The following is a 13855-nucleotide window of genomic DNA, read 5'->3' on the forward strand; positions in this document are numbered from 1 at the left end:
TAAGGTGTTCCATAGCCTGAATGCAGTTGAAGATGAACTTGTCACTTCCCTGGCGACTTTGGAAAAGGATAATCATACAGTGGCAGGGCTAACCGGTTTCGAATGGATCGTTAGTATATCTATGAATGCAAATTAGTATGAACCACTGCCGGGAGCAAGACGGCGTCACCAACAACAACGCATTCACCTGGTGCAAGATTTGGCAAGATGTCTGTAATTCCACTTGAGTTGTCAGGGAACAGCCTCTTGACATAGTTTTGGTCAGCGTTGTTGGTCAACCGCAAGGCAAGGAAGTTGTTGCATTGTGCGAAGATGGTCTCTGATACCTCAGATGGCCTCTGACTCACGACCATCAGGCTCAGACCATATTTCCTTCCTTCCTTGGCTACACGTTCTAGCGATTTCCTGGATGAGCGATATGCGGCATCGTCCCTCTGCGGAATGTAGTTATGGGCTTCCTCGCATACGATCATGACGGGCACATCATTGAGGGCTTCCTTCTCTTGGCGCAACTTGGAGTAGTGGAAGCAAAAGTCGAAGATTAGACGGGAGACGAGGCTCACCGTGATGCTAAGCACCTCAAACGGGATGCCGCTGAGGTCCACAATGGTTACGTTCGCCTTGTTCAGATAGCCGAGGAACTGCTTCATGATCTCCTCGAAATCACCGGTCTTAAAGGATTTGCTGTCGGCCTTCGATGGATGAAGCAAAAAGCCCAAGCGCTTGTCTGCCAATTTCGTCTCCAAGCGCGACACGAATCGGTTGAATTCACCATTGAAAGGCCCGTTCGTCGCCTTCGTTGCGTTTGCGGTCGATTGGGGAACGAACGTACATAACTTATCGAAGTAGTGGTCTTTGCGGTCGGCAACCAGGGTGCTATCTGCAAGCTTCGGTCTGTTTTCCCCGTCAAGGCGCCCGATGATCTCCCGGTTCATGTTTTCGATATATCGATATACTTCCTCTATGGCGAAGTAGACCGGCGTATCGTAGGTCATCTCCTTAATTGTCGGGTTGTGTCGTTCCTTGTTCAGGATGACGGCCTGCTTAAACTGGCTGACTTGATTATGCGAGTTCTCCTCATTGCTTTCGATGAACATGCTCTCCAGTTCCTCTGAGTTCATCAGCCAGTACGGGAGGCAAAGGGAGTCAATGTCTAGCCTGTTCAATGTGAATGACTGGTCTTTGGGAAGCGCGAATGCCGCGCTGTATTCATCGTGAATGTCGAAAATGACGATGTGCGAGTTGTTTTGCTTTCCGAGGTTGTCGTTCCTTTGAACTGCAATGCCTACGACATCCTGAAGGATCCGGGCCACTGTGCATGACTTTCCAGAGCCTGTTGACCCCACTATAGCGATGTGCTTGCTGAAGAAGCGGTCCCCATTGACCTTCAGTGCAATGGACTTGTTGAGTGATAACTGACCGAGCGGAAACTGGTACTCAGCATCCTCAGCAAACAGCCTGTCCAGTGTATCTCTGTCTGCTGCAAAGGCTGGCTCTGTTGGAACCGGCAAGAGCACGCTGGCTCGTTCAAATGTCTTGCCCCCGACGAGAGTCCCGACGGCTTGGCATTCTATGTGAAACTGCCATGCAGGCTTACCATCCTTGTCTTGTGCAATTACTCCTTTGACGGTGCGAATCGCGGCCACGGAGAAGTCGTTGTTACCTTGTGCGATGCGCAGGTACCTACCAACTTGGAGGTTTGCTTTGTGCTCCTCGAACACCTTCAGGTCGTCTACAACTACGATGATGGCTTCGGGTGCGCAGGACAGGACTTGACCGATTCTATTCATAGACATTGCTGACCCCCATGACATACTTGATTTCCTTGAGTGATCTTGCCGCTAAGCGCTCGACATTCACATCGTCCGTATTGAGTGAGTCGCATGCTGGCTCGCCGATGATGAACAGGTCATCACACTTTTGGTTGTTGAGCACGGCTGCGTTATCTTCCCAGCGAAGCAGTCTTACGGAGAATTCGCGTTTAATCGTGCCTCCAGCGCCCTTGCTGGAAAGTGGGTCCCGGAAGAACCATGATTCATCGAAGTGTTCCCCGATGCAACCGTCTGTTGAGATGATTCCCTTCGCGTATAGACGGTACTGAATGTCTCGATAATCGTCTTTTGAAGTGCAAAGGCACAGCACAGGCGTGCTGATGTGCGCAGGCTTAAAGTGATACTTGTTGAGGTAGTCGCTAACAAAGAGAACGATTTCCGCCGCGTAGTCATCCAGACTCTTGGAATCAACGACTAGATAGCGGAGGCGGGCGTTTTTATCGAGGTGCATTTTGAGCTGTTTGCGTCTGGCATCAAGCAAGTGCTTGCGAGAACGCAGGGCCATGGTCCACCGAGTAATGGCCGTCTTGCGAATGCCCTTCAAATTCTCAAGGAACTGCCGCTTGGTGGTTTTGCGTTGAGTAGGATCGTGTTTTACGCTGAGTCCGGCTATCATGTTAATTGCATTCGGATACGCGAGGGTATCGATCTCACCTGCAGGAATCCCGCTTGCCTTGAGTGCAGCACTAACCTGAGCAACAAGATCGTCATACGTCGAACCGAACTCCATAACGAATCTGGTAAGGAACTGATCAAGGTCGACTTTGCCGCGAAGCGTCGTGATGTACCGCTGGAGGTCTTTGTTGACCGAATTTAGCGCAGATTCAAGATCGGCCCGCCCGACAGTAGGCTGTGGCAGCACCCCTTTCACGCTCGGATAGTGAGCGAACAGTACGTATCGAATCTGCGCGGTGCGGTTCGCGTGAAAATGGTCCATCATCTGGAGCAAGGGCTTGAAGATAGCACTCGGCGTAAAGGTGTCACTTGTTTCATGGTATTTGCATTGGATGGCCGTCATCAGTGCCGGTGTCGCGATCTCGACATCCTCGATGATACCTTCCACTGTGATGATGGCGTCATCTTGGGAAGTCAGGATTTCAAGCAGGGTTTTATTGAACTGATAAAGGAACCCTTTGATTGTGTAATCAGCAGATCGTGACATAGATATCCTTCGTCCAAATGGTGCCCAACCATTTATTAACTTGCACTTTTGCCCGGCACCCGCTATCAGCCATATCCGGGTGACAACTTTGAAGCAAATGCATATGCCCTGACTCGACGCCATGTCAAGAACCAAAACAGCCGATAATTATCGATCAAGTCCGTCCATATTTGCTCCCCAATCACTACTCGATTCGCACCGAGTATTCCTATCTGGACTGGATAATGCGCTTCATCCGCTTCCATTGCGTGTGTTCGCGCGATGATCTTTTTCCTGCTTAACCCAAGAGAGTATCGGTGCACAGATACTATTTATCATACTGATATTATTTTATAATCACACGACCACCAAAAAGTTTTGCCTTGAAAATCTGTTCCTCAATTTCCTACCTGAGCAGCGTGTTCAGATAGTTGTCTATTTCCGTCTTGAGGCTGGTAATGGAAATCCGGAAGTTTTCCCGGTCGTCGTCCGTCCAGGCTGACATATCGATGGTCCGGATCTTTGTCATGGACTTGTCCATCATGTCGAAAACTGCCTGGGGTTCGTTGGGAATCTGCTTCTTCCGGATGGTTTTTCCCTTCTGTTGTTGGGTCTTATAGGCATTATAGGCCGTTATCATGCTCCGGGCCTGCTTCTTCTTGGCAATGACGATGAGGGCGGTTCTGGAGATCGTCCGGTCTGCCCGACATTCGTCGCGGATCTCTTGGGGGAGCTTGTTGAGACTCAATATCTCGCTCAAGGTGTTCTGAGCCTTGCCGATGATGCCGCCTAATTGTTCCTGGGTGTACTGCTGGTCAGCCATCAATCGCTGCAGGGCCTCTGCCTCTTCTACCCAAGTGAGATCCTGGCGCTGGAGGTTTTCGATGAGCGCGATTTCTGCGGCGTTGCCTTCGATGAAGATGCCGGGAATCTCGGTGAGACCGACTTGGCGGGCGGCAGCGATGCGGCGTTCGCCGGCCACGATGATGGCCGTACCGTCCGGGCCGCAGCGAAAAATGACGGGCTGAATGATTCCGTATTTTGTTACCGATGCGACCATTTCTTCAAGCCCTTGGGCATCGTAGCACTTCCGGGGCTGGTCGTGGTTTTCCAGGATCAGGGCGATGGGAACTTGATGAAGGGTACGGGCTTCATACAGGGGAACCGCGGCGGCATCGCCTGCCGGCGTGTCGTTCAGCGTGGCCATGTTTCGTCCTCCTTGCAACTATATGTCCGTTAATCTTTGCCCCTTACAGGTGATTCCGGTGCAATCTGCTGCCAACTTTGCCGCTACCCATATCACAAATGTTGAGGAAACAACACCATTGATTCCGCTTTGAAATCAAGCTTCACCGCTGAGGTTGGCTCGCCGTTGCATTAGGGGGCTACCGGGAGGCGGTGAGTCAGAAAATATTTGTAAATTTATCTTGACATCATCGTTCACGAGCATTACAGTTAATAAAAATTGATACTGTTTAACATATAAACTTGTAGTGGTGAAGAGGGGAGAGTGATGCAAAAGATTTTTGAGCTTCATGCCGATGTGTGCAAGGTTTTTTCCAATGCCAAGCGCTTGGAGATTATCAATATGCTGAATGACAGGGAGATGTCGGCCGGCGAACTGCTGGAAAAGACCGGTCTCAGTAAGGCAAATCTTTCCCAGCACATGACTGTCCTGAAATCGAAGGGGGTCATCAATACCAGAAAAGAAGGAATAAATATCTATTATTGCATTATCAACCCCAAGATTATTCAGGTTTGCACCTTGATGAAGGAAGTACTCCTGGAACAGCTTGAGGAAAAAGGCAAGATGGCTTCCCGGCTCCAGCAGATGCAATGAAATGGTCAGATTAAAGGAGGAACAATCATGAAGACAAAATATTTCATGCTTTTTATTCTCGCCTTCCTGATTCTGCTCTTTCTTCATACGTTAGCAGTGCGCAGCGTGCAGGCAGCGGAACAAAGGCTTACCCTCGCCGAGGCCGTCAAGGCCGCCCTGGAAAACAACCACGAACTGAAGGCGCAAAAAAACTCCCTGGCCGCCAAACGGGAGGACATCGGCTTGGCCCGCAGTTTTCTGCTGCCCAAAATATCCTTTGAAGAGCGATACTTAAGAACGGTCAACCCCACCTACGCCTTCATGACCAAACTAAATCAGCAACGTATTGATGTTACTGATTTTGCTCCCGCTACGCTCAACCACCCCGACGTAACTAATGACTTTCAGACCGCCATCTCTTTTGAACAGCCTTTGTATGTAAAAAAAGCCAATATCGGGCTCGCGATGTCCAAAACGGAGGCTAACGCCTCAGCAGAGGATTTGCAGCGGAGGAAGGAAGAAATTGCCTTCAAGGTAGTGCAATGCTACCTCATGGTGGGGACAGCAGGTGAGTATGTCCAGGTGGCCGAAAAAGCACGGGAAGATGCGCGCGAACATCAGCGGCTCGCCGAGGTAAGATACGGGGCCGGTCTGGGGCTTTATTCCGATGTGCTGCGCGCCGCCACGGCAGTTACGGAAGCCGGACAGAAGCTAGTGAGCGCCGGCAAGAATCTCCGCGTGGCCAAAAGGACCTTGGGGCTCATGATCGGTTCCGAGGCGGCGATTGACGTCGCAGAAGCGCCACCATCCCTGCCGTTAAGGGACAGGGAAGATTTACGGACGCAGTCCCTGACCAGGCGGGATGTCAAGTCCATGGAACTGCGTAAAGAAAATGCCCGGAATAATATCAAACTTGCCGAAGCGGGCTATTTCCCCTACCTGGGCGTGGGCGGCGTCTATCAATTGAATGATCATAACAAGCCCCTGGGCACAGAGGGCGACAGTTGGCAGTTGATGGCCTTCCTCAAATGGGAACTCTTTGACGGCACAAAACGGCAACATGAAAGGGCCAAGGCCAAATATCAGGCCAATGAAGCGGAAGAATATCTGGCGGGGATGAAAAAAATGGTTTCCTTCCAGGTTGAGGAGGCCTGGTTGACCCTGGAAGAGGCGAAAAAGAATGTGGAGTTCGCGCAGGAAGCCCTGAAAACAGCCGCGGAAGGCAGGCGTCTGGTAAAGGTCAGGTACGAAGGAGCCTTGTCGCCCATCGTGGATATGCTCGATGCCCAGTTAAGTTTTGACCATGCCCGGGCCAACCTGGTGGCTAAGGAAAACGACTACAAACTGGCGCTTGCCAATCTGAGCTTTGCCGGCGGCACGATGCTTGCGGACTTGGGGTCTGTAACGGAAGAAGAGCAGGGGAGGATGAAATGAAGGTAAAAATGACATGTCGGCGGCAGCAAAAAAGCCAGCTTCGTCGGGTATTGTTGCCGCTTCTGGGTATCGGTCTTTTACTTGCCGGCTGCGGTGAAAAGGTTCCACCGGGTGCCGCCCAGGTGAAGCGTCCCGTTGTAAGCGGGGTTTCCATAGCCACGATTTCTCCTGCCCGCGTGGATGAGTATTACGAAACGGCGGGGACCGTCAAGGCTGCCCATATCAGTTATGTGTCCGGCCGCATGATGGGAACGGTTACCTCCCTTGCCGTCCGGGAGGGAGACGCCGTAGAGAAGGGCCAGTTGCTCCTGACCATTGATGACCGCGATGTCGTTCAGAAGGTGAAGCAGGCGGAGTCCGGCTATCAGGAGGCGACCAAGGCCCTGGAGGCAGCCGGACAAAACCGGGAGCTTACCGGCATCACCTATCAGCGCTATAAAAAAATGTATGAGGAAAAGGCCATCTCGGAGCAGGAGATAAACCAGTTTGAAACCCAGAAAAAAGTGGCGGGGCTGGAATATGAACGGGTGCAGGAGATGGTGAGCCGCGCGGCAGCCGGGTTGGCGGAAGCGCAGGTCTATCTTGACTTCACCAAGATCAACTCGCCGATCAAGGGATTGGTAACGGAAAAGAAGATCCAGGTCGGCAGCATGGCAACGCCGGGTATGCCCCTCCTCACGGTGGAAAACACGGCCCTCTACAATGCGGAAGTTACGGTGGATGAAGGTTTGTCCGGCAAGCTCAAGGCCGGGACGCCGGTTGAGGTCTTTATCGCTGCCCTTAACAGGCAGATCGCCGGTAAAATCACGGAAATCCTCCCCGCTGTTGATCCTATGTCGCGCTCCTTCACGGCAAAAGTTGCCATAAGCGGCGCCGGACTGAGAACCGGTCAATACGTCAATGTCAAGATTGCCCAGGGTAAAAAAGAGGTAATCCTCGTGCCGCGCGCCGCCATTGTCGAAAAGGGACAGTTAGCGGGCGTCTATGCCGTGGACAGCCAGGATATCGTAACCTACCGCCTGATAAGAACCGGTAAGAGCTACGCGGGCAATATGGAAATACTGTCGGGGCTGAAATCTGCGGACCGGATAATTGTCAAGGGTGTAGAGAAGGCCGTTGACGGCGGGATCATGGGAAAAAATTAGTAGAACACCCGCTCATCCTGAGCTTGTCGAAGGACAGGAGAACAACATCATGAAAGGTATCGGAATATCAGGAAACATTGCCAGGGCTTTCATTAAATCCCGGCTGACGCCGCTGATCATTATCGCCTCTCTCCTTTTGGGACTTTTAGCCATTGTCGTTACGCCCCGGGAGGAGGAGCCGCAGATCCTCGTCCCGATGATTGACATCTTCGTCGCCTATCCGGGGGCCTCGCCTCAGGAAGTGGAGACCCGGGTCACGAAGCCCATGGAAAAACTGCTGTGGGAAATCAAGGGCGTAGAGTACGTCTATTCCATCGTCAAGCCCGGCTTCAACCTGACGATCGTCCGGTTTTACGTGGGACAGAACATGGAAGACAGCATCGTCAACCTGAACAATAAGCTGTCGGCCAACTACGACCGGATTCCGCCGGGAGTTTCTCCGCCGCTGGTCAAGCAGCGTTCCATAGATGACGTGCCGATCCTGACCCTTACCCTCTGGAGCGACAACGACCGCTACTCAGGTTATGAACTGAGAAGGATCGGCGCCGAACTTTGCGACGAGATCAAGAAGGATCAGGACGTCTCGGAGTTTTCCCTCATCGGCGGACAGAAGAGGCAGGTCCGGATCACCCTCGATCCGGCCCGGCTGAAGGCTTATCATGCCTCCGCCTTTCAGATTATGGGCGCCCTGCAGAAGGCTAACTTCCGGCTGCCGTCGGGCGCATTTTCCTCCGGCAACCGGGAATATCTAGTGGAAACCGGCGCTTTCCTGAAAAGCAGCGAAGAAGTCGGCAACGTCGTGATTGGTCTTTTCAGCGACCGCCCCGTATACCTGCGGGACGTGGCCACAATCAGCGACGGGCCGGAAGAGCCGGCAAGTTACGTCTTCATGGGGCTCGGAGCGGCAGCGGCGCAAAAGGGAATCAAGAGTTCGGCGGCCGGGCTTAAAGAGGCCGTTACCATCACGATCGCCAAGAAAAAGGGCGCCAACGCCAGTATTGTCGCCCGAGAGGCGCTGGCCAAGGTGGAGGCATTGCAGGGCAAACTCATTCCGCAAGATGTCAACGTCACGGCGACCAGAAATTATGGCGATTCGGCCAAGGAAAAATCAGATGAGCTGCTTTCGCACATGCTGATGGCCACCATCGCCGTCATCATTCTGATCGCCTTTGCGCTGGGATGGCGGGAAGCTATCGTTGTGGCTGTCGCCGTCCCAGTCACGCTGGCCCTGACGCTTTTGATCAACTACCTCTACGGCTACACCTTAAACCGGGTCACCCTGTTTGCCCTGATCTTCTCCATCGGCATCCTCGTGGATGATGCGATCGTGGTGGTGGAAAATATCCACCGGCATTTCAAACTCCACAAGATCGAACCGCTGACCGCCGTCCTCGCCGTTGACGAGGTGGGCAACCCCACCATTCTGGCGACCTTTGCGGTGATTGCTGCCCTGCTCCCCATGGCCTTCGTCTCCGGCCTGATGGGACCGTACATGCGCCCCATCCCCGTCGGGGCATCGGCCGCCATGATATTCTCCCTGCTCGTCGCCTTTATTGTCAGCCCCTGGATGAGCTACATCGTCCTCAAAAACGTCAAAAAGTCGGAAGAATCGGAAGAGGGCGGGACCATGTTCCGGGTCTATGAAAAAGTTCTGGGTCCCCTACTGGCAAGCAGATTCAAGCGGATGGTGGCGCTCGGGAGCGTTGTGGTGCTGCTCTTGCTGGCCGTCACCCTGGTTCCCTTCAAAAAAGTCACCGTCAAGATGCTGCCCTTCGACAATAAAAGCGAGCTCCAGGTCATAATTGACATGCCGGAAGTAACAACGCTGGAGGAAACGGCGGCCTTAACTCGGGAAATGGGCGAATATCTCCGGACGGTCCCGGAGGTGACGGATTATCAGACCTACGTGGGAACAGCGGCCCCCTACAACTTCAATGGCCTGGTGCGCCATTACTTTCTGCGCTCGGGCAGCAACGTCGCCGACCTGCAGGTAAACTTTGTTGGCAAGGGGGAACGCAAGGCGCAGAGTCATGATATTGCCAAGCGCCTGCGACCGGCCTTGAAGAAGATCGGGGACCGCTATGGCGCCCGGATCAAGGTGGCCGAAATCCCACCCGGACCGCCCGTCCTCAGCACGCTGGTCGCTGAAATATACGGCCCCGACGCCAACCGGCGGATCGAGATAGCGAAAGATATCAAGCAGGTCTTCACGGATACCGAAGGGGTGGTTGACGTGGACTGGTATGTGGAAGAGGATCAGCCCAAGATAAGTTTTGCCGTTGATCAGGCCAAGGCGTCCCGGGCCGGGATCAGCACCGAGGCGGTAGCACAGAGTTTAAGGGTTGCCTTAAGCGGCATGGGGGCGGGGCTGGTCCATCTGGAAAAAGAAAAGGAACCCGTCGAGCTTTTCCTGAGGATGCCGCTGGAAAAAAGGTCTGCTCTCGGCGATCTGCAATCGGTCGGCATACCGACGCCGACAGGTGGCCTGATTCCGCTGGCCGAGCTCGTGAAACGTCAGGACGGCCAGGAAGAAAAGACCATCTATCACAAGAACCTGAAGAATGTGACCTATGTCCTGGGCGACTTGGCGGGAACCGAGGAAAGCCCGGTCTATGCCATCATGAAGATGAAGGAAACGATCAACAAGATGAAACTGCCGGAAGGCTACGTTCTCAAACAATACTCCACCGTGCAGCCCTGGCTGGAGGACACCTACTCCATGAAATGGGACGGCGAATGGCACATCACCTATGAAGTGTTCCGGGACTTGGGGATTGCTTTTGCCGCCGTCCTGATCCTGATTTACGTTCTCATTGTCGCCTGGTTCAAAAATTTCATCACGCCGCTTATCATCATGGCGCCCATCCCCCTGACTCTGGTCGGCATCCTGCCCGGACATTGGCTCTTCGGCGCCTTCTTCACCGCCACCTCGATGATCGGCTTTATCGCCCTGGCGGGGATTATCGTGAGAAATTCCATCCTCTTAGTGGATTTTGTGGAAATGGAATGGCGCGACCGGGGTCAGTTAAAACACGCCCTCCTCATGGCCGGCGCCGTAAGGTTCCGACCGATCATCCTTACTGCCGCGGCGGTAGTGGTGGGTTCGTTCGTGATGCTCTTCGTCCCCATCTTCCAAGGGCTGGCCATTGCCATGATGTTCGGGGCCGTCGCCGCCACGGTGCTCACCCTGCTCGCCGTACCGCTCCTCTCTTTTGAATATATCCAGCATCGCCCCTGCCCCCTGGCAGAACAGATGGGAGAAGCCTGCGAGGTGGACAAAGCCTGAAACCCCGTTCCAAGGGGTGTTTTGGGTAACATCGGGGAGCATAAGAAGCAAACAGTCTCATTCGAGCGAACTTACTGATTTTAATGATATATTATTCCATTTCCAAATTGTGCTCATAAATGCCCTCTTATCGGGTGGTTCGACCAAAAGATGGGCTGATTTCTTAATAGCGCGGCCACCGATCCACCTTCCTTACCAAATCGCATTGCCGGCCACTGCTTTTGTAATGCAAAATAGATGTGAAATATATCCCTTGACAAGCAAAAACAGCCACCCTATACTCCCGCCATCGAAAGGCAATGTCTTATCAACCAACCACGAATCAGGAGGATCGAGATGAAACGCGTTATGCTGTTAGCCTTCTGTGGAGCTATCTGCGCTGGTCTGTCGTTCTTTACCCCGGCATCGTTGCACGCCGTATCCGAGGTGAGCATCCTGGTAGCCAACCAGGACACCCCGGCCGCAAAGACGGCAGCAGCCAAGGCCGACGGTAAGACCATCTTTGCCGAAACCAAGTTGTTCAAGGCGATCGACAAGGCGGTAGAGTTGATAACGGCCAAGAAGCATTGCCCGTTACCCAAGAAACAGGGCCTGCCAGTGCCCGTCTGCACGCTGACCCCGGACGAGCGCTACCTGATTGTCAACATCAAGGTCGCGGGCGGCGAGTACACGGGCAAGGGCGGCAAGGGCGGTTTCTCGGTGCCCGAGATCATCGAGCCCGACACGACCCTACGCATTCTTGGCGGGTATGACGACGCCTTTGCCAAGCGCGCGCCGTTCTCCAACCCGACCACTATCCCGGCGGGCGGCACGGTGTTCGCGCTTGGAGGCAAGAATCATTCGCTCAAGGAGTTTTATCTGTCCGGGTTTGTCATGGACATCGGCGGTGGCAACAATTACGACGCCAAGACCAATTCACTGCTCAAGGACACCTCGGCCGGCGTGCAGGCGGTGACGATCGGTTATCTCGAGACCGGTCGCCTGGTCTATGCCGACAACGTTTTCCTCAACAGCGCGCACAAGGCCGCGGCACCTTTGATCCGGGCCGCCAACGAGAATGCCGAGGTGATCATCCGCAACAACTTCATCATGAACAACGTGCTGGCCTGGGAAGCTGATTCGGCGCGAGCCAGGATCATCCCGGCTACGTACACCTTCGAGGGCAACACCATCGTGCTCAACTGGCCGTACAACCCGGATCCGACCACCGGCAACCCGGCGGCGCTGCAACTCGCCGGCAAGTACGCAGCCAAGAAGTTCGTCATCAAGAAGAACCTGTTTGCTCACAATCCGGGCGGCGCCATTTACTGGACCGCACCCAAGGAGAAGGACGGCCCGGAGACCGAGATCATCGAGAATCTGTTCTTCAACAACGGCAGCCTGTTTGGTGAGAACACCCCGGACGCCGCCGTGATGGTGACCAAGTTCGGCGGGTTCAAGAGCCGGGAAGTGCCGTGGAATGTTATCTCTCTCAGCGTGCTCGGCGACTATGCCTGGAAGATCGAGAAGAACGTGGCGCTCGATCCCAAGGTGCCAATCGTGATGGTCAAGCCCGGTTTTGCCAACTCAGTCTCGGTCTCGGCAAAAAACACCGTTGTCAATGAAGTACGCGGTCTGCTCGGCATGAACAAGCAGGGCAACAAGATGAAGATTGCAAACTTTGCACCGCGTATGGGCATAGATCCCAAGAACCTGCCGTTCCCGGCCGAGGAGAAGGCCAAGCCTTACGGCGCCAATCCCGAGCGGGTCGAGCAGTTCTAGAAGCGACGAGGCATCATATAAGGCAAAAAATTACAGGTTGATTTTTTCGGGCGAACTCGTTTTTATGTTTGACATAAAAATCAAAATATTTTTGTATAAAAATCTTTTGATAAAGAAAATATTAGTATATAAAATTTAGGCGGGACAGGTTGAAATGCCGTCTGTAAGAATGGCCGGCGACGTTATTTTTTAGTACAATAAACCGAGAAGGGGGAATGAAATGAAGGAAATTAAGACAGTTGGAATTATCGGTTTCGGCGTGATGGGCGCCGCCATAGGGCTCAATGTCGCAACAAACGGATACAGGGTTATCTTCAAGGAAATAAACGATGAGCTGGTCAAGTCCATGTATGACAAATTCGTGATCAAGGCACTGGCCAAAAGGGTGGCGCAGGGCAAGATGACACAGGCGGATATGGATCATGTCTGCGGGATGATCATCGGCACCACCAGCTACACGGACTTGGCCGTGTGCGATCTCGTTATCGAAGCGGCCGTCGAAAAAATGGATCTGAAGATTAAGATTTTTGGAGAACTCTCCGAGGTTTGTCCCAAGGACACTATCCTTGTGAGCAATACCTCCACCTTTCTGATCGAAAAGCTCATGGAAAACGTGAGCAATCCCGCAAGGACCGCCGGCCTGCACTTTTTTTTCCCGGCCAACGTCAATCGCCTGGTAGAAGTAATCCGCCAGAAAAACACCAGTGATGACACCTACGAGGCGCTGATGGCCTTTTCGAAGCGGAATAAAAAAGTGCCGATCACGGTCATGGACTTTCCTGGATTTGCCATCAATCCGATTTTTATTACCAGCTATATGGTTCTCGACTCCTTTTCGGGTGATAAATACAATGTGGCGTCGCTTGAGAATATCTCCCAAAAAGTATTGGGGGTTAAATACGGCATCATGTGGGTCCAAAACGGATCGGGTCCGGGCACTGCTTACCATGCGGGCGTTTCCATGGTTGAATACCTGGGTAATTCGGACGTCGGGTTCCCACCGGTTCCGGAGCAGTTAAAGATAGCCTTTGAAAGCGGAAAGGTGTGGGATTTAACCGATGGTCCCGTTCTGGAAGATCCGGCAGCGCGCGGCATCGTGGGAGACCTGTTGCTGGGCTCCATATTCTGTATCTCCGCGCACCTGATCGAAAAGAACGTGGTTTCGGTTAAAGACCTGGAACTGGGAGTTTGCACTTCGCTTGCATGGCCCAAAGGGCCCTTCACACTGATGAACGAGATGGGAATGGATGAGGCCGCCAAGCGGGTCAAAATGGCGGTGGATGCCGGCTATTTCAAGATGCCCGCCAAGTTTGCTTCAGGCAATTTGACGTCCTGGGAGCTCTAATCCCACGGATTTTAAGACGACCCCATCCCCGGTGCCGTCATCGCCGTCCAGACCTTCGGCTATGGGGACACCTTTTTTTGCAAGGTGTCCCC

9 protein-coding genes are annotated in these 13855 nt (G+C 53.3%); 6 read left to right on the forward strand and 3 right to left on the reverse strand.

Annotated elements, in window-relative coordinates; genetic code table 11:
• Positions 1–119 precede the first annotated feature (119 nt).
• The 3 genes from NT140_01160 to NT140_01170 form a co-directional block, all read right to left on the reverse strand.
• A complete protein-coding gene (locus NT140_01160; protein MCX5830500.1) occupies positions 120–1796 on the reverse strand; it encodes an ATP-binding protein in 1677 nt (558 codons plus the stop codon).
• Positions 1783–2994 (reverse strand): hypothetical protein, encoded by a 1212-nt coding sequence (locus tag NT140_01165; GenBank protein ID MCX5830501.1) that lies wholly within the window; start codon positions 2992–2994, stop codon positions 1783–1785. Before NT140_01165 ends, NT140_01160 begins: the two co-directional genes overlap by 14 nt.
• Positions 2995–3379: 385 nt before the next feature.
• A complete protein-coding gene (locus NT140_01170; GenBank protein ID MCX5830502.1) occupies positions 3380–4180 on the reverse strand; it encodes a ParB/RepB/Spo0J family partition protein in 801 nt (266 codons plus the stop codon).
• Between the two features lie 306 nt (positions 4181–4486).
• On the opposite strand from NT140_01170, the gene NT140_01175 reads away from it, so the two are divergent.
• The 6 genes from NT140_01175 to NT140_01200 all read left to right on the forward strand — a co-directional run bounded on the left by NT140_01175 (position 4487) and on the right by NT140_01200 (position 13763).
• Complete coding sequence (locus tag NT140_01175) at positions 4487–4813, forward strand: metalloregulator ArsR/SmtB family transcription factor (GenBank protein MCX5830503.1); 327 nt, start codon at positions 4487–4489, stop codon at positions 4811–4813.
• Positions 4814–4840: 27 nt separating this feature from the next.
• Positions 4841–6226, forward strand: a complete 1386-nt coding sequence (locus NT140_01180; GenBank protein MCX5830504.1) for a TolC family protein — start codon at positions 4841–4843, stop codon at positions 6224–6226.
• The gene (locus NT140_01185) at positions 6223–7371 is read left to right on the forward strand and encodes an efflux RND transporter periplasmic adaptor subunit (protein ID MCX5830505.1); all 1149 of its coding nucleotides are present in this window, start codon (positions 6223–6225) and stop codon (positions 7369–7371) included. Before NT140_01180 ends, NT140_01185 begins: the two co-directional genes overlap by 4 nt.
• 49 nt (positions 7372–7420) lie before the next feature.
• Entirely contained in the window at positions 7421–10657 is a 3237-nt protein-coding gene (locus tag NT140_01190; protein MCX5830506.1) for an efflux RND transporter permease subunit, read from the forward strand.
• Between the two features lie 336 nt (positions 10658–10993).
• Positions 10994–12418: a hypothetical protein gene (locus tag NT140_01195; GenBank protein MCX5830507.1), complete on the forward strand. Its 1425-nt coding sequence runs from the start codon at positions 10994–10996 to the stop codon at positions 12416–12418.
• Between the two features lie 220 nt (positions 12419–12638).
• Positions 12639–13763 (forward strand): 3-hydroxyacyl-CoA dehydrogenase NAD-binding domain-containing protein, encoded by a 1125-nt coding sequence (locus NT140_01200; GenBank protein ID MCX5830508.1) that lies wholly within the window; start codon positions 12639–12641, stop codon positions 13761–13763.
• The last annotated feature ends 92 nt before the right edge of the window (positions 13764–13855 follow it).

It is taken from the genome of Deltaproteobacteria bacterium (genome assembly GCA_026388415.1).
Classification (GTDB): Bacteria; Desulfobacterota; Syntrophia; order Syntrophales; family JACQWR01; genus JAPLJV01.